General features: G+C 65.1%; 19 protein-coding genes and 4 tRNA genes. All 23 read left to right on the top strand.

What is annotated here, in order from left to right:
• The first annotated feature begins 78 nt into the window (after positions 1-78).
• A tRNA-Tyr gene (locus tag AC1PME_RS16605) sits at positions 79-164 on the top strand.
• Between the two features lie 32 nt (positions 165-196).
• Positions 197-270 (top strand) — tRNA-Gly (locus AC1PME_RS16600).
• Between the two features lie 30 nt (positions 271-300).
• Positions 301-376, top strand: a tRNA-Thr gene (locus AC1PME_RS16595).
• 45 nt (positions 377-421) lie between these two features.
• Positions 422-1612, top strand: a complete 1191-nt coding sequence (gene tuf, locus AC1PME_RS16590) for an elongation factor Tu (RefSeq protein WP_242081676.1) — start codon at positions 422-424, stop codon at positions 1610-1612.
• 166 nt (positions 1613-1778) lie between these two features.
• Positions 1779-1854: transfer RNA gene (locus AC1PME_RS16585), tRNA-Trp, on the top strand.
• Positions 1855-1904: 50 nt separating this feature from the next.
• Complete coding sequence (gene secE / locus AC1PME_RS16580; RefSeq protein ID WP_481096452.1) at positions 1905-2318, top strand: preprotein translocase subunit SecE; 414 nt, start codon at positions 1905-1907, stop codon at positions 2316-2318.
• A 13-nt stretch (positions 2319-2331) separates the two neighbouring features.
• Entirely contained in the window at positions 2332-2889 is a 558-nt protein-coding gene (nusG, locus tag AC1PME_RS16575) for a transcription termination/antitermination protein NusG (protein WP_048490043.1), read from the top strand.
• Positions 2890-3089: 200 nt separating this feature from the next.
• On the top strand, positions 3090-3518 hold the full coding sequence (gene rplK / locus AC1PME_RS16570; protein ID WP_010341342.1) for a 50S ribosomal protein L11: 429 nt from the start codon (positions 3090-3092) through the stop codon (positions 3516-3518).
• 3 nt (positions 3519-3521) lie between these two features.
• Positions 3522-4220: a 50S ribosomal protein L1 gene (gene rplA, locus AC1PME_RS16565; RefSeq protein ID WP_017908392.1), complete on the top strand. Its 699-nt coding sequence runs from the start codon at positions 3522-3524 to the stop codon at positions 4218-4220.
• Positions 4221-4704: 484 nt separating this feature from the next.
• A complete protein-coding gene (rplJ, locus tag AC1PME_RS16560; RefSeq protein WP_010341340.1) occupies positions 4705-5247 on the top strand; it encodes a 50S ribosomal protein L10 in 543 nt (180 codons plus the stop codon).
• 63 nt (positions 5248-5310) lie between these two features.
• The gene (gene rplL / locus AC1PME_RS16555; protein ID WP_019797548.1) at positions 5311-5679 is read left to right on the top strand and encodes a 50S ribosomal protein L7/L12; all 369 of its coding nucleotides are present in this window, start codon (positions 5311-5313) and stop codon (positions 5677-5679) included.
• 300 nt (positions 5680-5979) lie between these two features.
• Entirely contained in the window at positions 5980-10131 is a 4152-nt protein-coding gene (rpoB, locus tag AC1PME_RS16550) for a DNA-directed RNA polymerase subunit beta (RefSeq protein ID WP_254458960.1), read from the top strand.
• Between the two features lie 130 nt (positions 10132-10261).
• On the top strand, positions 10262-14479 hold the full coding sequence (rpoC, locus tag AC1PME_RS16545) for a DNA-directed RNA polymerase subunit beta' (protein WP_254458959.1): 4218 nt from the start codon (positions 10262-10264) through the stop codon (positions 14477-14479).
• A 228-nt stretch (positions 14480-14707) separates the two neighbouring features.
• Positions 14708-15082 carry a 30S ribosomal protein S12 gene (gene rpsL / locus AC1PME_RS16540; protein WP_003469157.1) on the top strand — a complete coding sequence of 125 codons (375 nt, stop codon included), beginning with the start codon at positions 14708-14710 and terminating at the stop codon, positions 15080-15082.
• A 12-nt stretch (positions 15083-15094) separates the two neighbouring features.
• Positions 15095-15562 carry a 30S ribosomal protein S7 gene (rpsG, locus tag AC1PME_RS16535; RefSeq protein WP_481096451.1) on the top strand — a complete coding sequence of 156 codons (468 nt, stop codon included), beginning with the start codon at positions 15095-15097 and terminating at the stop codon, positions 15560-15562.
• A gap of 138 nt (positions 15563-15700) precedes the next feature.
• On the top strand, positions 15701-17791 hold the full coding sequence (fusA, locus tag AC1PME_RS16530; protein ID WP_017914774.1) for an elongation factor G: 2091 nt from the start codon (positions 15701-15703) through the stop codon (positions 17789-17791).
• A 90-nt stretch (positions 17792-17881) separates the two neighbouring features.
• Positions 17882-19072 carry an elongation factor Tu gene (tuf, locus tag AC1PME_RS16525; protein ID WP_242081676.1) on the top strand — a complete coding sequence of 397 codons (1191 nt, stop codon included), beginning with the start codon at positions 17882-17884 and terminating at the stop codon, positions 19070-19072.
• A gap of 474 nt (positions 19073-19546) precedes the next feature.
• Positions 19547-19858, top strand: a complete 312-nt coding sequence (gene rpsJ, locus AC1PME_RS16520) for a 30S ribosomal protein S10 (RefSeq protein ID WP_010341589.1) — start codon at positions 19547-19549, stop codon at positions 19856-19858.
• An 11-nt stretch (positions 19859-19869) separates the two neighbouring features.
• Positions 19870-20520, top strand: a complete 651-nt coding sequence (rplC, locus tag AC1PME_RS16515) for a 50S ribosomal protein L3 (protein ID WP_019796625.1) — start codon at positions 19870-19872, stop codon at positions 20518-20520.
• Positions 20521-20532: 12 nt separating this feature from the next.
• Positions 20533-21138 carry a 50S ribosomal protein L4 gene (gene rplD / locus AC1PME_RS16510; protein ID WP_010341591.1) on the top strand — a complete coding sequence of 202 codons (606 nt, stop codon included), beginning with the start codon at positions 20533-20535 and terminating at the stop codon, positions 21136-21138.
• Positions 21135-21434, top strand: coding sequence for a 50S ribosomal protein L23 (gene rplW / locus AC1PME_RS16505; protein ID WP_010341592.1), 300 nt, complete (start codon positions 21135-21137; stop codon positions 21432-21434). Before rplD ends, rplW begins: the two co-directional genes overlap by 4 nt.
• A 10-nt stretch (positions 21435-21444) precedes the next feature.
• The gene (rplB, locus tag AC1PME_RS16500; RefSeq protein WP_010341593.1) at positions 21445-22272 is read left to right on the top strand and encodes a 50S ribosomal protein L2; all 828 of its coding nucleotides are present in this window, start codon (positions 21445-21447) and stop codon (positions 22270-22272) included.
• 6 nt (positions 22273-22278) lie between these two features.
• The gene (gene rpsS / locus AC1PME_RS16495; RefSeq protein WP_010341594.1) at positions 22279-22548 is read left to right on the top strand and encodes a 30S ribosomal protein S19; all 270 of its coding nucleotides are present in this window, start codon (positions 22279-22281) and stop codon (positions 22546-22548) included.
• Positions 22549-22559 lie beyond the last annotated feature (11 nt).

Here is a 22559-nt window from a genome sequence, read left to right as displayed (position 1 = left end):
GGGGATGTCAGGGAAGAATAGCGGGCTGTTTCACCCCTCTCTGATTTCGGCCTCACAGCCGGGTCCGAGTGGGCAGTTGGAGGGATACCCAAGCGGCCAACGGGGGCAGACTGTAAATCTGCTGGCTTACGCCTTCGGTGGTTCGAATCCACCTCCCTCCACCAGTTATTTTGTTGTGGCAATGCGGCATCCCGTAGCGGGAGTAGTTCAACGGTAGAACCTCAGCCTTCCAAGCTGATGGTGCGGGTTCGATTCCCGTCTCCCGCTCCATTGAACGCGCTTGTGTCACAATAGAACAACGCTCACGTAGCTCAGTCGGTAGAGCACCTCCTTGGTAAGGAGGAGGTCGAAGGTTCGATTCCTTTCGTGAGCACCATATTCAGTCGTCAAATCTTTCTACGATCATCGAGAAGAAGCAGCCATGGCCAAGGGTAAGTTCGAGCGCACCAAGCCGCACGTCAACGTCGGCACCATCGGTCACGTCGACCACGGCAAGACCACGCTGACCGCGGCGCTGACCAAGATCGGCGCAGAGCGCTTCGGCGGCGAGTTCAAGGCGTATGACGCGATCGACGCGGCGCCGGAAGAGAAGGCACGCGGCATCACGATCTCGACCGCCCACGTGGAATACGAATCCCCGACGCGCCACTACGCGCACGTGGATTGCCCGGGTCACGCGGATTACGTGAAGAACATGATCACCGGTGCGGCGCAGATGGACGGCGCGATCCTGGTGTGCTCGGCCGCTGACGGCCCGATGCCGCAGACCCGCGAGCACATCCTGCTGTCGCGTCAGGTCGGCGTGCCGCACATCGTGGTGTTCCTGAACAAGGCCGACATGGTCGACGACGCCGAGCTGCTCGAGCTGGTCGAGATGGAAGTGCGCGAGCTGCTGAGCAAGTACGACTTCCCGGGCGACGACACCCCGATCATCCACGGTTCGGCCCGTCTGGCGCTGGAAGGCGACCAGAGCGAGATCGGCGTGCCGGCGATCCTGAAGCTGGTGGACGCGCTGGACTCGTTCATCCCGGAGCCGCAGCGCGACGTGGACAAGCCGTTCCTGATGCCGGTGGAAGACGTGTTCTCGATCTCGGGCCGCGGCACCGTGGTGACCGGCCGTATCGAGCGCGGCGTGATCAAGGTGGGCGACGAAATCGAAATCGTCGGCATCCGTGCGACGCAGAAGACCACCGTGACCGGCGTGGAAATGTTCCGCAAGCTGCTGGACCAGGGCCAGGCGGGCGACAACGCGGGCCTGCTGCTGCGCGGCACCAAGCGTGACGACGTGGAGCGCGGCCAGGTGCTGTGCAAGCCGGGTTCGATCAAGCCGCACACCGACTTCGAAGCCGAAGTGTACGTGCTGTCGAAGGACGAGGGCGGCCGTCACACCCCGTTCTTCAAGGGCTACCGTCCGCAGTTCTACTTCCGCACCACCGACATCACCGGTGCGGTGCAGCTGCCGGAAGGCGTGGAAATGGTGATGCCGGGCGACAACGTCAAGATGGTGGTGACGCTGATCAACCCGGTGGCGATGGACGAAGGCCTGCGTTTCGCGATCCGCGAAGGCGGCCGTACCGTCGGCGCCGGCGTGGTGGCCAAGATCATCAAGTAATGCCCTCCGGCGGCCGTGGCCGCCGGGCTCGACGGCAGGACGGCGGCCTCGGTCGCCGGAATCCGACGAGGTGCAAGGCGGCTCCGGCCGCCGGGTTCAGCGAAGGGCGGGCCGGAACCTTCGGTCCGCCTTCGCCGTCTCAGGGAAGTGCAGTCGTTCTTACTACACGCCAGTAGCTCAATTGGCAGAGCAGCGGTCTCCAAAACCGCAGGTTGGGGGTTCGAGTCCCTCCTGGCGTGCCAATCTGCCGCTCCCTATCCAGTGACCTCGGTCGCATAGCAGCAAGAGTCGGATGAACAGCAAGATCGAGCATTCCAAAGGCCCCGCCGCATCCTCTGGCGGCGATATCGTCAAGTACGTCATCGCTGCGCTGCTGGTGGTCGCCGGCCTGTTTGTCTGGTTCTGGTTCGGCGAGCCGAGTCGTGCTGCGCAATTGGGAGGCTGGTCCGGTCCGTTGCGCGGACTGGCCGTGTTGGCCGGCCTGGTCGCCGGTGCCGCGGTGTTCCTGTTGACCGCCAAGGGCCGCGAAAGCCGCGAGTTCCTGTCCGAATCCCGATTCGAACTGCGCAAGGTGGTGTGGCCGACCCGTCAGGAAGCCATTCGCACCACCTGGGTGGTGATCGTGGTGGTGATCATTCTGAGTCTGCTGCTGGGCGGGTTCGATTTCCTGATCCAGAAGCTGATGCAGTGGTTCGTGAGCCGTTGAGGAGAGTGCAGCAGTGAAGCGTTGGTATGTCGTTCACGCCTATTCAGGCTTCGAGAAGTCCGTGGCGCAAGCGCTGCGCGACCGTATTGTGCGTGACGAGATGCAGGAGCGCTTCGGCGACGTGCTGGTCCCCACCGAGGAAGTGATCGAGATGCGCTCCGGCCAGAAGCGCCGTTCCGAGCGCAAGTTCTTCCCGGGTTACGTGCTGGTGCAGATCGAGACCCACGACGAAGGCGGCATCCCGCGCATCGACAACGAAAGCTGGCACCTGGTCAAGGAAACGCCGAAGGTGATGGGCTTCATCGGCGGCACCGCCGACCGTCCGCTGCCGATCCGCGACGAAGAGGCCGATGCGATCCTGCAGCGTGTTCAGGATGGCGTGGAAAAGCCGCGTCCCAAGGTGTTGTTCGAGCCGGGCCAGATGGTCCGCGTCACCGACGGCCCGTTCAACGACTTCAACGGCGTGGTCGAGGAAGTCAACTACGAGAAGAGCCGCCTGCGCGTGGCGGTGCTGATCTTCGGTCGCTCCACCCCGGTGGAACTGGAATTCGGCCAGGTCGAGAAGGCCTGAGCCCGCCCCGGCGCGGCTGCGCCGGGCGCCAAAATCTCTGCTATACTGCGCGGCTCCCTGTCCAGGCAAGCCGCCGGGCAGAACGGAAGCCGCCGCGAGGCGGCTTTCTGCGCACTTCAAAAACGTGATGGCGGGACACGTGATTTTCCCGTCGCGATGGGGAGCCTGCGGTTCAGGCGCTAGCACCCGGAGACACTAAAATGGCAAAGAAAGTCGTCGGTTACATCAAGCTGCAGGTGAAGGCCGGTCAGGCCAACCCCTCGCCGCCGGTCGGTCCTGCGCTGGGTCAGCGCGGTCTGAACATCATGGAATTCTGCAAGGCGTTCAATGCCGCCACGCAGAAGCTGGAGCCGGGCCTGCCGACTCCGGTCATCATCACGGCCTATTCGGACCGTACCTTCACCTTCGTCACCAAGAGCACCCCGGCCAGCGTGCTGCTGAAGAAGGCCGCGGGCGTCAGCTCCGGCTCCAAGCGCCCGAACACCGAGAAGGTGGGCAAGGTGACCCGCAAGCAGCTCGAAGAGATCGCCAAGGCGAAGGAAGCCGACCTGACGGCGGCGGAGCTGGAAGCGGCGGTACGCACGATTGCGGGTTCCGCCCGCAGCATGGGCCTGACGGTGGAGGGTTAAGCAATGGCACAGACCAAGCGACAGAAAGCGATCCGTGCTGCCGTGCAGCCGGGCAAGGCGTATTCGATCGACGAAGCGCTGAAGATCGTCAAGACCACCAGCAAGGCCAAGTTCGTCGAAGCCGTCGACGTGGCCGTGCGTCTGGGCGTGGACGCCAAGAAGTCCGACCAGCAGGTGCGCGGTTCCACCGTGCTGCCGGCCGGTACCGGCAAGAGCGTGCGCGTGGCCGTGTTCGCCCCCGCCGGCGCCAAGGCTGACGAAGCGCTGGCCGCCGGTGCCGACGCGGTCGGCATGGACGACCTGGCCGAGAAGATGCAGGGCGGCGACCTGAACTACGACGTGGTCATCGCCACCCCGGACGCGATGCGCGTCGTCGGCAAGCTGGGCACCCTGCTGGGCCCGCGCGGCCTGATGCCGAACCCCAAGGTCGGCACCGTGTCCGCCAACCCGGCCGAAGCGGTCAAGAACGCCAAGTCGGGTCAGGTGCGCTACCGCACCGACAAGGCCGGCATCATCCACTGCACCATCGGCAAGGCCAGCTTCGAAGACGACGCGCTGAAGAGCAACCTGCAGGCGCTGCTGCTGGACCTGGTCAAGGCCAAGCCGGCCACCTCGAAGGGCACCTACCTGCAGAAGATCTCGGTGAGCTCGACCATGGGTCCGGGCGTCACCATCGATCAGGCCTCGCTGTCCCTGAAGTAATCGCAACACGGCGCCGCCCCTCAGGTGCGGCGCCGGTTTCACCCTTTTGAAGGCGTCGCCCGGGGCAACCCGGCGCGAAGCCGTCAAAGACCGCAGGCGCGGTCTGCGCACACCGACGACGGGCACGGAAGCTCGACACGGCAAGGAGTCGCCGTCGGTACAGCGGGATCGCTTAATCCAGTCCCCTCGGGGACGCGCCGGCGTAGATGGTGCCGCCTTTCTGGAGTTTTTCTGGTGCAGGCCAGCCCGGTGTTCCGGGCGCGCTCACTCCAGGTCTGGAACGGCCACCAACTGGGATGCCATGCGGCATCCCCGGCATCCAGGAAGGACGCCGCCCAGGACCGCAAGCGGCAGGAGCCGCGAGCGGAGTAAGTTTGAAGCAGGGATTCGAGATTAGAGATTGGGGATTGGCAAGAGCGGCGTTGCGGCTCCTGACGAATCCCGAATCACCAATCCCAAATCCCGGCTTTAACGGAGGAGTGCAATGGCTCTCAATCTGTCCCAGAAGCAAGAAGTCGTCGCCGAACTGGCCGACGTCGCCGCGAAGGCCCACTCCTTGGTTGCTGCCGAGTACGCCGGCATCACGGTCTCCCAGATGACCGCGATGCGCAAGAAGGCGCGCGAAACCGGTGTGTACTTGCGTGTTGTCAAGAACACCCTGGCCGCGCGTGCCGTTGCCGGTACCGAATACGAGTGCGTCCAGGACGCGCTGGTCGGTCCGCTGCTGTATGCGTTCTCGACGGAAGAACCCGGCGCTGCCGGTCGTCTGATCAAGGAATTCGCCAAGGGTAACGACAAGCTGCAGGCCAAGGTCGTGTCGCTGGGTGGTCAGCTGTATCCGGCCGCTCATCTCGAGGTGTTGGCGTCGCTGCCGACCCGCGAGCAGGCGCTGGCCATGCTGGCACGCGTCCTGGCCGAGCCGGCGAGCATGTTCGCCCGTGCGGTCAAGGCCGTGGGCGACAAGCAGGGTGGCGGCGACGCCGCTCCCGCCGACGCCGAAGCGGAAGCCCCGGCCGAAACGGCTTAAGTTCGCGACACCTGAAACGGTTCAATAGAACCTCATCCAGAAAAAATTCCAAAGGTAATCACAATGTCCCTGTCTAACGAGCAGATCGTCGACGCAATCGCCGAAAAGACCCTCATGGAAGTGATGGAGCTGGTCAAGGCCATCGAAGACAAGTTCGGCGTCTCCGCCGCCGCCCCGGTCGCCGCTGCCGGTCCGGCCGTGGCCGCCGCGCCGGTCGAAGAGCAGACCGAGTTCAACGTCATCCTGGTCGACGCCGGCGCCAAGAAGGTCGACGTCATCAAGGCTGTCCGCGCCATCACCGGCCTGGGCCTGAAGGAAGCCAAGGACCTCACCGAGGCCGGCGGCGTGCTGAAGGAAGCCGTGTCGAAGGAAGACGCCGACAAGTTCAAGAAGGACCTGGAAGCCGCTGGCGCGAAGGTCGAAGTCAAGTAAGCAGTCCCTTGCATCGCCAGCCGTTCAAGGCGATGCACTGAAGGCTGGGGGCGAAAGCCCCCGGCCTTTGGCCGTTTCAGGCGGGAACCGGGAATCGGGAATGGAGAATCGGAACAGCCACGGCACGTGCGCTCCACGATTCCCCTTTCTCCAGTCCCCATTCCCCGCTTCACCGAGTTGGTAGTTGGAAGTAGCGGGAGAAGGCGTGCTGGTGCCGGCAATACCAGCGACTTCCAACTGACAATTTATGTTCACTCAGGGCCGCGGACGCGCGGCCCGCATCAGCCAAGGTGATACCTCATGACGTCTTATTCGTTCACCGAAAAGAAGCGTATCCGCAAGGACTTCGGCAAGCAGCGCTCGATCCTCGAAGTGCCGTTCCTGCTCGCCATCCAGGTGGATTCCTACCGCGAATTCCTGCAGGAGAACACCGACCCGAACAAGCGTTCGGACCACGGCCTGCACGCGGCCCTGAAATCGGTGTTCCCGATCTCCAGCTACAGCGGCAACGCGGCGCTGGAGTACGTCGGCTACAAGCTCGGCGAGCCGGTGTTCGACGAGCGTGAATGCCGCCAGCGCGGCATGAGCTACGGCGCGCCGCTGCGCGTGACCGTGCGCCTGGTGATCTACGACCGCGAGTCCTCGACCAAGGCGATCAAGTACGTCAAGGAGCAGGAGGTCTACCTCGGCGAAATCCCGCTGATGACCGACAACGGCACCTTCATCGTCAACGGTACCGAGCGCGTCATCGTCTCGCAGCTGCACCGTTCGCCGGGCGTGTTCTTCGACCACGACCGCGGCAAGACCCACAGCTCGGGCAAGCTGCTGTACAGCGCCCGCATCATTCCCTACCGCGGCTCCTGGCTGGACTTCGAGTTCGACCCGAAGGACGCGCTGTTCACCCGTATCGACCGCCGCCGCAAGCTGCCGGTGTCGATCCTGCTGCGCGCGCTCGGCTATTCGAACGAGGAGATGCTGTCCGAGTTCTTCGAGATCAACACCTTCCACATCGACCCGAAGGAAGGCGTGCAGCTGGAGCTGGTGCCCGAGCGCCTGCGCGGCGAGACCCTGAACTTCGACCTGGCCGATGGCGACAAGGTCATCGTCGAAGCCGGCAAGCGCATCACCGCGCGTCACGTCAAGCAGCTCGAGGCCTCCGGCATCGCCGCGCTGGCCGTGCCCGATGAATACCTGGTCGGCCGCATCCTGTCGCACGACGTGGTCGATGCCTCGACCGGCGAACTGCTGGCCAGCGCCAACGACGAGATCAGCGAAGATCAGCTGACCGCGTTCCGCAAGGCCGGCGTCGACGCCGTGGGCACGCTGTGGGTCAACGACCTGGATCGCGGTCCGTACCTGTCCAACACCCTGCGCATCGATCCGACCAAGACCCAGCTCGAGGCGCTGGTCGAGATCTACCGCATGATGCGTCCGGGCGAGCCGCCGACCAAGGACGCCGCGCAGAACCTGTTCCACAACCTGTTCTTCACCTTCGAGCGCTACGACCTGTCCACGGTCGGCCGCATGAAGTTCAACCGCCGCGTCGGCCGCAAGGAAGTCACCGGCGAGTCGGTGCTGTACGACAAGAAGTACTTCGGCGAGCGCAACGACGAGGAGTCCAAGCGCCTGGTGGCCGAACACGGCGACAGCTCCGACATCCTGGACGTGATCAAGGTCCTGACCGAGATCCGCAACGGCCGCGGCGTGGTCGACGACATCGACCACCTGGGCAACCGTCGCGTGCGCTCGGTCGGCGAAATGGCCGAGAACGTGTTCCGCGTGGGCCTGGTCCGCGTCGAGCGCGCGGTCAAGGAGCGCCTGTCGATGGCCGAGTCCGAGGGCCTGACCCCGCAGGAACTGATCAACGCCAAGCCGGTGGCCGCGGCGATCAAGGAGTTCTTCGGCTCCTCGCAGCTGTCGCAGTTCATGGACCAGAACAACCCGCTGTCGGAAGTGACGCACAAGCGTCGCGTGTCCGCGCTGGGTCCGGGCGGTCTGACCCGCGAGCGCGCCGGCTTCGAAGTGCGCGACGTGCATCCGACCCACTACGGCCGCGTCTGCACCATCGAAACGCCGGAAGGCCCGAACATCGGCCTGATCAACTCGCTGGCGGTGTACGCCCGCACCAACCAGTACGGCTTCCTGGAGACGCCGTACCGTAAGGTCGTGGACGGCCAGATCACCGACGAAGTCGAATACCTGTCGGCGATCGAAGAGAACGAGTACGTCATCGCCCAGGCCAACGCGCTGCACGACGCCAAGAGCCGCCTGACCGAGCAGTTCGTGCCGTGCCGCTACCAGGGCGAGTCGCTGCTGAAGCCGCCGGCGGAAGTGCACTTCATGGACGTGTCGCCGATGCAGACCGTGTCGATCGCGGCCGCGCTGGTGCCGTTCCTGGAGCACGACGACGCCAACCGCGCGCTGATGGGCGCGAACATGCAGCGCCAGGCCGTGCCGACGCTGCGTGCGCAGAAGCCGCTGGTCGGTACCGGCATCGAGCGCGCCGTGGCGCGCGACTCGGGCGTGACCGTGAACGCGCGCCGTGGTGGCGTGATCGAGCAGATCGACGCCGGCCGCATCGTGGTCAAGGTCAACGAGGCCGAGATCGGCGGCGGCACCGACGCCGGCGTGGACATCTACAACCTGATCAAGTACACGCGTTCCAACCAGAACACCTGCATCAACCAGCGTCCGCTGGTGAACGTGGGCGACGTGATCGCGCGCGGCGACGTGCTGGCCGACGGTCCCTCGACCGACATCGGCGAGCTGGCCCTGGGCCAGAACATGCTGATCGCGTTCATGCCGTGGAACGGCTACAACTTCGAGGACTCCATCCTGCTCTCCGAGCGCGTGGTGGAAGAGGATCGCTACACCACGATCCACATCGAAGAGCTGACCTGCGTGGCGCGCGACACCAAGCTGGGGCCGGAGGAAATCTCCGCCGACATCCCCAACGTGTCCGAGCAGGCGCTGAACCGTCTGGACGAGAGCGGCGTGGTGTACATCGGTGCGGAAGTGCGCGCCGGCGACATCATGGTCGGCAAGGTCACGCCGAAGGGCGAGAGCCAGCTGACCCCGGAAGAGAAGCTGCTGCGCGCGATCTTCGGCGAGAAGGCCTCCGACGTGAAGGACAGCTCGCTGCGCGTGCCGCCGGGCATGGACGGCACCGTCATCGACGTGCAGGTGTTCACCCGCGACGGCATCGAGAAGGACAAGCGCGCCCGCCAGATCGAGGAAAACGAGATCAAGCGGGTCAAGAAGGACTTCGACGACCAGTTCCGCATCCTCGAGAGCGCGATCTACGCACGTCTGCGCACCCAGCTGATCGGCAAGGTCGCCAACGGCGGTCCGAACCTGAAGAAGGGCGACACCATCAGCGACGCCTACCTGGACGGCCTGAAGAAGTCCGACTGGTTCGCGCTGCGCATGAAAGACGAGGACGCCTCCGAGGCGATCGAGCGCGCGCAGAAGCAGATCCAGGCGCACGAGAAGGAGTTCGAGCGTCGCTTCGCCGACAAGCGCGGCAAGATCACCGCCGGCGACGACCTCGCCCCGGGCGTGCTGAAGATGGTCAAGGTGTTCCTGGCGGTGAAGCGCCGCATCCAGCCCGGCGACAAGATGGCCGGTCGTCACGGCAACAAGGGTGTCGTGTCGATGATCCAGCCGATCGAGGACATGCCGTACATGGCCAACGGCGAGACCGTGGACATCGTGCTGAACCCGCTGGGCGTGCCGTCGCGCATGAACATCGGCCAGGTGCTGGAAGTGCACCTGGGCTGGGCCGCCAAGGGCCTGGGTCGCAAGATCCAGAACATGCTCGAGGCCCAGGCCAAGGTCGCCGACCTGCGCAAGTTCCTGGCGCAGATCTACAACCACGACCAGAAGCTGGGCGAGGACCGCGTGGATCTGGACCAGTTCAGCGACGCGGAGCTGCTGGCGCTGTCGAAGAACCTGACCGACGGCGTGCCGATGGCCACCCCGGTGTTCGACGGTGCCACCGAGGCCGAGATCAAGCACATGCTCGAACTCGCCGACCTGCCGATCAGCGGCCAGACCCAGCTGTACGACGGCCGCACCGGCGAGGCGTTCGATCGCCACACCACGGTCGGCTACATGCACATGCTGAAGCTGAACCACCTGGTCGACGACAAGATGCACGCGCGCTCCACCGGCCCGTACTCGCTGGTCACCCAGCAGCCCCTGGGCGGCAAGGCGCAGTTCGGCGGCCAGCGCTTCGGCGAAATGGAAGTCTGGGCGCTGGAAGCCTACGGCGCGGCCTACACCCTGCAGGAAATGCTGACGGTGAAGTCCGACGACGTGCAGGGCCGCAACCAGATGTACAAGAACATCGTCGACGGCGAGCACGAGATGGTCGCCGGCATGCCGGAGTCCTTCAACGTGCTGGTGAAGGAAATCCGCTCGCTGGCGATCAACATGGAACTGGAAGACTGAGGGCAGGGAATGAGGAGTCGGGAGTAGGAAACCGCCCGGGCGCGTGCCGACAGGCCGCCGGCGTTTCCCACCCCGACTCCCCGCTTCCAACGATTCCCTATTCGCTATTCCCGATTCCCGGAGAAATCAAATGAAAGACCTGCTCAACCTCTTCAACCAGCAGCGCCAGACGCTGGACTTCGACGCGATCAAGATTGCGCTGGCCTCGCCGGACCTGATCCGTTCGTGGTCCTTCGGCGAAGTGAAGAAGCCGGAAACCATCAACTACCGTACCTTCAAGCCGGAGCGCGACGGCCTGTTCTGCGCCGCCATCTTCGGTCCGATCAAGGACTACGAGTGCCTGTGCGGCAAGTACAAGCGCATGAAGCACCGCGGCGTGGTCTGCGAGAAGTGCGGCACCGAAGTGACCCTGGCCAAGGTGCGTCGCGAGCGCATGGGCCACATCGACCTGGCCTCGCCGGTCGCGCACATCTGGTTCCTGAAGTCGCTGCCGTCGCGCATCGGCCTGATGCTGGACATGACCCTGCGCGACATCGAGCGCGTGCTGTACTTCGAAGCCTACGTGGTGACCGAACCGGGCCTGACCGCCCTGGAGCGCCGCCAGCTGCTGACCGAAGAGCAGTACCTGACCGCGCGCCAGGAGCACGGTGACGACTTCGACGCCGCCATGGGCGCCGAGGCGGTGTACGAGCTGCTGCGCACCATCGACCTGCAGTCGGAAATGACCCGCCTGCGCGAAGAGATCGCCGGCACCGGGTCGGAAACCAAGCTCAAGCGCCTGACCAAGCGCATCAAGCTGATCGAGGCCTTCATCGAGTCCGGCAACCGTCCGGAGTGGATGGTGATGACCGTGCTGCCGGTGCTGCCGCCGGATCTGCGTCCGCTGGTGCCGCTGGACGGCGGCCGCTTCGCGACCTCCGATCTGAACGACCTGTACCGCCGCGTCATCAACCGCAACAACCGCCTGCGCCGCCTGCTCGAGCTGAACGCGCCAGACATCATCGTGCGCAACGAAAAGCGCATGCTGCAGGAATCGGTCGATGCGCTGCTGGACAACGGCCGCCGCGGCCGTGCCATCACCGGCACCAACAAGCGCCCGCTGAAGTCGCTGGCCGACATGATCAAGGGCAAGCAGGGCCGGTTCCGCCAGAACCTGCTCGGCAAGCGCGTGGACTACTCCGGCCGTTCGGTGATCGTGGTCGGCCCGACCCTGCGCCTGCATGAGTGCGGCCTGCCGAAGAAGATGGCGCTGGAGCTGTTCAAGCCGTTCGTGTTCGCCAAGCTGCAGCGTCGCGGCCTGGCCACCACCATCAAGGCCGCCAAGAAGCTGGTCGAGCGCGAAGAAGCCGAGGTCTGGGACATCCTGGAAGAGGTGATCCGCGAGCACCCGGTGCTGCTGAACCGTGCGCCGACCCTGCACCGCCTGGGCATCCAGGCGTTCGAGCCGGTGCTGATCGAAGGCAAGGCGATCCAGCTGCACCCGCTGGTCTGCACCGCGTTCAACGCCGACTTCGACGGTGACCAGATGGCCGTGCACGTGCCGCTGTCGCTGGAAGCGCAGCTGGAAGCGCGCGCGCTGATGATGTCCACCAACAACATCCTGTCGCCGGCCAACGGCGAGCCGATCATCGTGCCGTCGCAGGACGTGGTGCTGGGTCTGTACTACATGAGCCGCGCCCTGGAGAACAAGAAGGGCGAGGGCATGGTGTTCGCCAACATCGCCGAAGTGAAGCGCGCCTACGACAACCGTGCGGTCGAACTGCACGCCAAGGTCAAGGTCCGCATCACCGAGACGGTGATCGACGAAGAGGGCAACCGCAGCAAGAAGACCTCGATCGTGGACACCACGATCGGGCGCGCGCTGCTGGCCGAGATCCTGCCGGAAGGCCTGCCGTTCGCGCTGGCCAACACCGAGCTGACCAAGAAGAACATCAGCCGCCTGATCAACTCCAGCTACCGCCAGCTGGGCCTGAAGGACAGCGTGGTGTTCGCCGACAAGCTGATGTACACCGGCTTCGCCTACGCCACCCGCGCCGGCGTGTCGATCGGCATCGACGACATGCTGATCCCGTCGGAGAAGAAGGGCATCCTCGGCGAGGCCGAGCAGGAAGTGCTGGAGATCCAGGAGCAGTACCAGTCCGGTCTGGTCACCGCCGGCGAGCGCTACAACAAGGTCGTGGACATCTGGTCGCGCACCAACGAGCGCATCGCCAAGGCGATGATGGACACCATCGGCACCGAGAAGGTGGTCAACGCCAAGGGCGAGACCATCGACCAGAAGTCGATGAACTCGCTGTACATCATGGCCGACTCCGGCGCGCGTGGTTCGCAGGCGCAGATCCGTCAGCTGGCCGGCATGCGCGGCCTGATGGCCCGCCCGGACGGCTCGATCATCGAGACGCCGATCAAGGCGAACTTCCGCGAAGGCCTGAACGTGCAGGAGTACTTCAACTCCACCCACGGTGCCCGTAAGGGTCTGGCCGATACCGCGCTGAAGACCGCCAACTCCGGTTACCTGACCCGTCGCCTGGTCGACGTGGCGCAGGACGTGGTGATCACCGAGCCCGATTGCGGCACCACCGACGGCCTGACCATGACCCCGATCGTGGAAGGCGGCGACGTGGTCGAGCCGCTGCGCGACCGCGTGCTCGGCCGCGTGGTGGCCGAGGACGTGTTCCTGCCGGGCAACGACGAGGATCCGATCGTCACCCGCAACACCCTGCTCGACGAGCAGTGGGTGGCCAAGCTGGAAGAGGCCGGCGTGCAGTCGGTCAAGGTCCGCTCGACCATCACCTGCGAATCGGCGTTCGGCGTGTGCGCGCGCTGCTACGGCCGCGACCTGGCCCGTGGCCACCTGGTCAACATCGGCGAAGCGGTCGGCGTCATCGCCGCGCAGTCGATCGGCGAGCCGGGTACCCAGCTGACCATGCGTACCTTCCACATCGGCGGCGCGGCCTCGCGTGCGGCGGCGGTGGACAACATCACGGTCAAGACCACCGGTTCGATCAAGTTCAACAACCTCAAGTCGGTCGAGCACGCCAACGGCTCGCTGGTGGCGGTGTCGCGCTCGGGCGAACTGTCGGTGCTCGACGGCCACGGCCGCGAGCGCGAGCGCTACAAGCTGCCGTACGGCGCCACCATCACCGCCAAGGACGGTGATGCGGTCAAGGCCGGCCAGTCGGTGGCGAACTGGGATCCGCACAACCACCCGATCGTGTCGGAAGTGGCCGGTTTCATCCGCTTCATCGACTTCATCGACGGCGTCACCGTCATCGAGAAGACCGACGAACTGACCGGCCTGGCCTCGCGCGAGATCACCGATCCGAAGCGTCGCGGCACCCAGGCCAAGGACCTGCGCCCGATCGTGCGCATCGTCGACGCCAAGGGCAACGACCTGACCATCCCGGGCACCGATCTGCCGGCGCAGTACCTGCTGCCGCCGCGCTCGATCGTCAACCTGCAGGACGGCGCACCGGTCGGCGTGGGCGACGTGGTCGCCAAGATCCCGCAGGAAGCGTCCAAGACCCGCGACATCACCGGCGGTCTGCCGCGCGTGGCCGACCTGTTCGAGGCGCGCAAGCCGAAGGATCCGGCGATCCTGGCCGAGCGTTCGGGCATCATCAGCTTCGGCAAGGACACCAAGGGCAAGCAGCGCCTGATCATCAAGGACACCGACGGGTCGGAGCACGAAGAGCTGATCCCGAAGTACCGCCAGATCATCGTGTTCGAAGGCGAGCACGTGGCCAAGGGCGAAACCGTGGTGGACGGCGAGCCGAGCCCGCAGGACATCCTGCGCCTGCTGGGCGTCGAGCCGCTGGCCGCGTACCTGGTCAAGGAAATCCAGGACGTGTACCGCCTGCAGGGCGTGAAGATCAACGACAAGCACATCGAGGTCATCACCCGGCAGATGCTGCGCAAGGTCGAGATCATCGACCAGGGCAACAGCAAGTTCCTCAACGGCGAGCAGGCCGAGCGCCAGCGCGTCATCGAGGAGAACGCCCGCCTGGTCGCGCGCAACGAGCTGCCGGCCAAGTACGAGCCGGTGCTGCTGGGCATCACCAAGGCCTCGCTGGCCACCGAGTCGTTCATCTCGGCGGCGTCGTTCCAGGAGACCACCCGCGTCCTCACCGAGGCGGCGGTCCGCGGCACCAGCGACACGCTGCGCGGCCTGAAGGAAAACGTGATCGTGGGTCGCCTGATCCCGGCCGGTACCGGCCTGGCGTACCACAACACGCGCCGCCGCAATGCCAGCGGCCTGACCGAGTCGGAGATGCAGACCCTGTCCGGCGGCAGCGCCGAGCCGGCGGTCGAGACCTCCGCAGCGGCGGCTGCCGGCAGCGAAGAGTAAGCAGCACGCCGGACCGGTCCCGCCCGCGGGGCTGGTCTACCAAGCGAAAGGGGGCGCAGCGGAAGCGCCCCGTATTCCGGCCCCGGATGGGCCAGCAAGTAAAAATTCCGTTGTGTTGACGGCGCTTTGACTTGCCCGCTATACTTTCCTGTCTCGGCAGGCCGTCCTTCGGCCTGCCTTCGTTTTCACGCATCCAGGCCCGACGGCCTCAATCAGAAGAATCCACTGATGGCGACGATCAACCAGCTGGTCCGCAAGCCGCGGCAGGCGACCACCTACAAGAGCGCCTCTCCGGCGCTGGACAAGTGCCCGCAGCGCCGTGGCGTCTGCACGCGCGTGTACACCACCACCCCGAAGAAGCCGAACTCGGCCCTGCGCAAGGTCGCCAAGGTGCGCCTGACGAACCAGGAAGAGGTCATCAGCTACATCGGCGGCGAAGGCCACAACCTGCAGGAGCACTCCGTGGTCCTGATCCGCGGCGGCCGCGTCAAGGACCTGCCGGGCGTGCGCTACCACACCGTGCGCGGTTCGCTCGACGCCGCCGGCGTTGCCAAGCGTCGCCAGGGTCGTTCCAAGTACGGCGCCAAGCGCCCGAAGAGCTAAGGGAAAGTACACATGTCTCGTAAAGGTAATACGCCGCAGCGCGCCGTTCTCCCGGATCCCAAGCACGGGAGCGAAACCATCGCCCGCTTCATCAACATGGTGATGCTGAGCGGCAAGAAGTCGGTCGCCGAAAAGATCGTCTACGGCGCGATGGACGTCATCGGCGAGAAGAACCCCAGCGCCATCGAGCTGGTGCAGAAGGCGCTGGACAACGTCGCTCCGGCGGTCGAAGTCAAGTCGCGCCGCGTCGGCGGTGCCACCTACCAGGTGCCGGTCGAGGTGCGTTCCTCCCGTCGCATGGCGCTGGCGATGCGCTGGCTGATCGACTCGGCGCGCAAGCGCGGCGAGAACTCGATGCCGCGCAAGCTCGCGGCCGAGCTGGTCGATGCCTCGGAAAACCGTGGTGGCGCCATCAAGAAGCGCGAAGAGACTCACCGCATGGCGGAAGCGAACAAGGCGTTCGCGCACTACCGCTGGTGACCTTCCGGGCCTTGGAAACGGGGCCCGCTGGCACCATCTGAGTGCCGCTAGCCGCGCCGTTGCGCGCGGCACAAATCCGAAGGCCGCCGCAAGGCGGCGTTCGGCCATCCGAAATCCAAGAAATTTGAGAGGCTCCCTGTGGCCCGTACCACTCCCATCGAGCGTTACCGCAACTTCGGCATCATGGCCCACATCGATGCCGGCAAGACCACCACCTCCGAACGCATCCTGTTCTACACCGGCGTCAGCCACAAGATCGGCGAGGTGCATGACGGTGCCGCGACGATGGACTGGATGGAGCAGGAGCAGGAGCGTGGCATCACGATCACCTCCGCGGCCACCACCGCGTTCTGGACCGGTATGGACAAGTCCATGCCGCAGCACCGCTTCAACATCATCGACACCCCCGGGCACGTGGACTTCACCATCGAAGTCGAGCGCTCGCTGCGCGTGCTCGACGGCGCGGTGTTCGTGCTGTGCGCGGTCGGCGGCGTGCAGCCGCAGTCCGAGACCGTGTGGCGTCAGGCCAACAAGTACGCGGTGCCGCGTCTGGCGTTCGTCAACAAGATGGACCGTACCGGCGCCAACTTCGACAAGGTCGTCGAGCAGCTGAAGGCCCGCCTGGGCGCCTACCCGGTGCCGATGCAGGTGCCGATCGGCGCCGAAGACGGCTTCGAGGGCGTGGTCGACCTGGTCAAGATGAAGGCGATCCACTGGGATACCGCTTCGCAGGGCACCGTGTTCGAATACCGCGACATCCCCGCGCACCTGGTCGACAAGGCCACCGAGGCGCGCGCGTTCATGGTCGAGGCCGCGGCCGAAGCCAATGAAGACCTGATGGACAAGTACCTCAACGAGGGCGACCTGTCCGAGGCCGAGATCCTGGGCGGTCTGCGCGAGCGTACCCTGAAGGTGGAAGTGGTGCCGGTGTACTGCGGTACCGCGTTCAAGAACAAGGGCGTGCAGGCCATGCTCGATGGCGTGATCCAGCTGCTGCCGTCGCCCAGCGACCGCCCGCCGGTCAAGGGCATCGACGAGGACGAGAAGGAAGACAGCCGTCCGGCCACCGACACCGCGCCGTTCTCGGCGCTGGCGTTCAAGATCATGACCGACCCGTTCGTCGGCTCGCTGACCTTCTTCCGCGTCTACTCGGGCACGCTGAACTCCGGTGACCAGGTGTACAACCCGGTCAAGTCGAAGAAGGAGCGCGTGGGCCGCATCCTGCAGATGCACTCCAACAACCGCGAAGAGATCAAGGAAGTGCGCGCGGGCGACATCGCCGCGGCGGTGGGCCTGAAGGACGTCACCACCGGCGACACGCTGTGCGCGCAGGACCACATCATCACCCTGGAACGCATGGTGTTCCCGGAGCCGGTGATCTCGATGGCGGTCGAGCCGAAGACCAAGTCGGACCAGGAAAAGATGGGCATCGCGCTGAGCCGTCTGGCGCAGGAAGATCCCTCGTTCCGCGTCAACACCGACGAAGAGTCCGGCCAGACCATCATCCGCGGCATGGGCGAGCTGCACCTGGAAATCATCGTCGACCGCATGAAGCGCGAGTTCAACGTGGAGGCCAACGTCGGCAAGCCGCAGGTGGCCTACCGCGAGACCATCCGCAAGGCGGTCAAGCAGGAAGGCAAGTTCGTGCGCCAGTCCGGCGGTAAGGGCCAGTACGGCCACGTCGTGCTCGAGATCGAGCCGCAGGAACGCGGCCAGGGCTACACCTTCGAGAACGCGATCGTCGGCGGCGTGGTGCCGAAGGAATACATCCCGGCGGTGGACAAGGGCATCCAGGAAGCGGTGGCCAACGGCGTGATGGCCGGCTACCCGATCGTGGACGTCAAGGTGCGCCTGATCGACGGTTCGTACCACGACGTCGACTCGTCGGAAATGGCGTTCAAGATCGCCGGCTCGATGGGCTTCAAGGAAGGCTTCAACAAGGCCAACCCGGTGCTGCTGGAGCCGATCATGAAGGTCGAGATCGTCACCCCGGAGGACTACCTGGGCGACGTGATGGGCGACGTGAGCCGCCGTCGCGGCATCCTGCAGGGCCAGGACGACAGCCCGTCGGGCAAGGTGATCAACGCGATGGTGCCGCTGGGCGAAATGTTCGGCTACGCCACCACGCTGCGCTCGATGTCGCAGGGTCGCGCCACGTTCTCGATGGAGTTCGACCACTACGCCGAAGCGCCGGCCAACATCGCCGACTCGGTCATCAAGAAGAACTGAGATTAGAGCGGCGGGATGCGTGCCGCGGACCGGGTCCGCGCCGCATCCCGCTCGCTCGTTCCCCAATACGAATCACGAGGTAGAGAAGACATGGCAAAGGGTAAGTTCGAGCGCACCAAGCCGCACGTCAACGTCGGCACCATCGGTCACGTCGACCACGGCAAGACCACGCTGACCGCGGCGCTGACCAAGATCGGCGCAGAGCGCTTCGGCGGCGAGTTCAAGGCGTATGACGCGATCGACGCGGCGCCGGAAGAGAAGGCGCGCGGCATCACGATCTCGACCGCCCACGTGGAATACGAATCCCCGACGCGCCACTACGCGCACGTGGATTGCCCGGGTCACGCGGACTACGTGAAGAACATGATCACCGGTGCGGCGCAGATGGACGGCGCGATCCTGGTGTGCTCGGCCGCTGACGGCCCGATGCCGCAGACCCGCGAGCACATCCTGCTGTCGCGTCAGGTCGGCGTGCCGCACATCGTGGTGTTCCTGAACAAGGCCGACATGGTCGACGACGCCGAGCTGCTCGAGCTGGTCGAGATGGAAGTGCGCGAGCTGCTGAGCAAGTACGACTTCCCGGGCGACGACACTCCGATCATCCACGGTTCGGCCCGCCTGGCGCTGGAAGGCGACCAGAGCGAAATCGGCGTGCCGGCGATCCTGAAGCTGGTGGACGCGCTGGACTCGTTCATCCCGGAGCCGCAGCGCGACGTGGACAAGCCGTTCCTGATGCCGGTGGAAGACGTGTTCTCGATCTCGGGCCGCGGCACCGTGGTGACCGGCCGTATCGAGCGCGGCGTGATCAAGGTGGGCGACGAAATCGAAATCGTCGGCATCCGTGCGACGCAGAAGACCACCGTGACCGGCGTGGAAATGTTCCGCAAGCTGCTGGACCAGGGCCAGGCGGGCGACAACGCGGGCCTGCTGCTGCGCGGCACCAAGCGTGACGACGTGGAGCGCGGCCAGGTGCTGTGCAAGCCGGGTTCGATCAAGCCGCACACCGACTTCGAAGCCGAAGTGTACGTGCTGTCGAAGGACGAGGGCGGCCGTCACACCCCGTTCTTCAAGGGCTACCGTCCGCAGTTCTACTTCCGCACCACCGACATCACCGGTGCGGTGCAGCTGCCGGAAGGCGTGGAAATGGTGATGCCGGGCGACAACGTCAAGATGGTGGTGACGCTGATCAACCCGGTGGCGATGGACGAAGGTCTGCGTTTCGCGATCCGCGAAGGCGGCCGTACCGTCGGCGCCGGCGTGGTGGCCAAGATCATCAAGTAATGCCCCCGGCGGCCGTGGCCGCCGGGTGGATCTGCCAGCGACCGCGGTCGCCGGCAGCGCGAAGGGTCGGTGCAAGCCGGCCCTTCGTCGTTTCCGGGGATGCCAACGGCCCCGCGATTTTTTGCCGTGCCGTGTTGCGCAGGCGTGAAGTCGTCGCTATAATGCGCGGCTCGGCGTTCCTGGGTAGGGCGCCGGCAAGACAGCGAAAAGAGAGGCAGGACGCCGCTCGTGTTCGCAGGACCGGGAAGGTCGCGTCGCATGGAGCACTCAACAACCCCGGGTTGTTGACGTTGCTCTAGCTGCGCATTATACTTTTCCGTCTGGGCAGGCCGGGTCGACTGGTCTGCCCCAGTTTTTGGGGCGGAGGAATGCCCCCGCCGAGCCGGATGCTTGGCGGTACGACTTCAGGAAACAACCGGGGCAGGTATCCCAGAGGCCTTGCCCGTCGCTCTTTTAACGAAGGAACCCACCGTCATGGCGGACCAAAAGATCCGGATTCGGCTGAAGGCGTTCGATCATCGTTTGATCGACCGTTCGGCCAGCGAGATCGTCGAGACGGCCAAGCGGACCGGCGCGCAAGTGCGTGGCCCGATCCCGCTGCCGACCAAGATCGAACGCTACACCATCCTCGTTTCCCCGCACGTCGACAAGGACGCGCGTGACCAGTACGAGACCCGCACGCACAAGCGCGTGCTCGACATCGTCGACCCCAACGACAAGACCGTGGACGCGCTGATGAAGCTCGAACTCGCGGCTGGCGTCGATGTCCAGATCAAGTTGACCTGAGGACTACGACCATGACGAAGAAGTATTCGTTGGGCTTCGTGGGCCGCAAGGCCGGCATGAGCCGCGTCTTCACCGAAGACGGCCGCTCCATCCCGGTGACCCTGATCGAAGCGACCCCGAACCGCATCACCCAGCTCAAGACCGTCGAAGCCGACGGCTACAGCGCCGTGCAGATCACCGTGGGCGCCCGTCGCGCCGCGCTGGTCAACAAGCCGGCTGCTGGCCACTTCGCCAAGGCGAAGGTGGAAGCGGGTCGTGGCCTGTGGGAGTTCCGCGTCGAGGACGCGCAGCTGGGCGAGTTCGCCGTCGGCGGCGAAATCAAGGCGGACATCTTCGCCGTCGGCCAGAAGGTCGATGTCCAGGGCGTCACCAAGGGTAAGGGCTTCCAGGGCACCATCAAGCGGCACAACTTCCGCATGGGCGACGCCACCCACGGTAACTCGCTGTCGCATCGCGCGCCGGGTTCGCTGGGCCAGCGCCAGACCCCGGGCCGCGTTTTCCCGGGCAAGAAGATGTCCGGCCACATGGGCGCGGTGCAGCAGAGCACGCAGAATCTGGAAGTGGTCAAGGTCGACGTCGAGCGTGGCCTGATCGCCATCCGCGGCGCTGTGCCTGGCGCTGCCGGTGGCGACGTGATCGTGCGTCCGGCTAGCAAGGCATAAGGAGAGATGACGATGGAACTCGTTATCACGGGTAGCAACAACAAGGTCTCGGTCTCCGACGCCGTGTTCGGCCGCGATTTCAGCGAGGATCTGGTCCACCAGGTCGTCGTCGCCTATCGCAACGCCGGCCGCGCCGGCACCAAGGCGCAGAAGACGCGTTCGGAAGTCAACGGCACCACCAAGAAGTCGAAGAAGCAGAAGGGCGGTGGCGCTCGCCACGGCGCGCTGACCGCTCCGATCTTCGTCGGTGGTGGCGTGACCTTCGCGGCCAAGCCGCGCAGCTTCGAGCAGAAGGTCAACCGCAAGATGTACCGCGCGGCCATCTGCGCGATTCTCTCGGAACTGAACCGCCAGGGCCGCCTGATGGTCGTCGACGCGTTCGACGTCGAGGCCAGCAAGACCAAGGGCCTGGTCGAGAAGCTGAAGGGTCTGGAAGTGGGCAAGCGCCCGTTGATCGTGACCGAAGAAGCCTCCGAGCATCTGTACCTGTCGGCCCGCAACCTTCCCTATGTGGAAGTGCGTGACGTGCAGGGCCTGGATCCGGTGTCGCTGGTCGGGGCCGACACGGTCGTGATCACCGCCGATGCGGTCAAGAAGGTCGAGGAGTGGCTGGCATGAGCAGCAACGAAAAAATCTTCAGCGTGCTGCGCGCTCCGCGTGTCTCGGAAAAGACCGCGCGCCTGCAGGAACTCTCCAATCAGTACGTCTTCGAGATTTCGAACGAAGCCACCAAGGCCGATGTCAAGGCCGCGGTCGAGCAGCTGTTCGACGTCAAGGTCGAGTCGGTCAACGTGTTGAACGTCAAGGGCAAGAACAAGTCCTTCCGTTCGCGCAGCGGTCGTCGCGGCGATTGGCGCAAGGCGTACGTGCGTCTGGCCGAAGGCCAGTCCATCGACGTAACGGCCAAGGCCTGAGGTACATCCCATGCCATTGATGAAATTCAAGCCCACCTCCGCAGGCCGTCGTTCGGCCGTGCGCGTGGTCACGCCCGATCTGCACAAGGGCGCCCCGCACGCTGCACTGGTGGAAAAGCAGAGCAAGTCCGGTGGTCGTAACCACCACGGCCGCATCACCACCCGCCACGTCGGCGGTGGCCACAAGCAGCACTACCGCGTCATCGACTTCAAGCGCAACAAGGAAGGTATCCCGGCGCGCGTGGAGCGGATCGAATACGATCCCAACCGCACCGCCCATATCGCCCTGCTGTGCTACGCCGACGGCGAGCGCCGCTACATCATCGCGCCGAAGGGTCTGAAGGCCGGCGACCAGGTGATCGCGGGTTCGGATGCGCCGATCAAGACCGGCAATACCCTGCCGCTGCGCAACATCCCGGTCGGTACCACCGTCCACGGGATCGAGCTGAAGCCGGGCAAGGGCGCGCAGATCGCGCGTGCCGCCGGCGCCGCGGTGCAGCTGGTCGCGCGTGAAGGCATCTACGCCACCCTGCGTCTGCGCTCCGGCGAAATGCGCAAGGTGCCGTCCGAGTGCCGCGCCACCATCGGCGAAGTCGGCAACGACGAGCACAACCTCGAGAAGCTGGGCAAGGCGGGCGCCAAGCGCTGGCGCGGCGTGCGTCCGACCGTTCGCGGTGCGGCCATGAACCCGGTGGACCACCCGCACGGTGGTGGTGAGGCGAAGGCCGGTCAGGGTAATCCGCATCCGGTCACCCCGTGGGGTGTCCCGACCAAGGGTTACAAGACGCGCCATAACAAGCGCACCGAACAATTCATCGTCCGCGATCGTAGGGGCTAATCGACCATGGCACGTTCACTCAAGAAGGGCCCGTTCGTCGATCACCACCTCGTCAAGAAGGTGGAGGCCGCGGCCGGTAGCAAGCGTCCGATCAAGACCTGGTCGCGTCGCTCGATGATCCTGCCGGAGATGGTGGGTTTCACCATCGCCGTGCATAACGGCAAGAACCACGTTCCGGTGCTGGTCAACGAGAACATGGTCGGCCACAAGCTCGGCGAATTTGCCGTCACCCGGACCTTCAAGGGTCACGGTGGCGACAAGAAGTCGGGCCGGTAAGGAGAGATGAC

The organism is Xanthomonas sp. NCPPB 901 (assembly GCF_056725085.1).
This window is presented reverse-complemented; position numbering and strand designations above follow the sequence as displayed.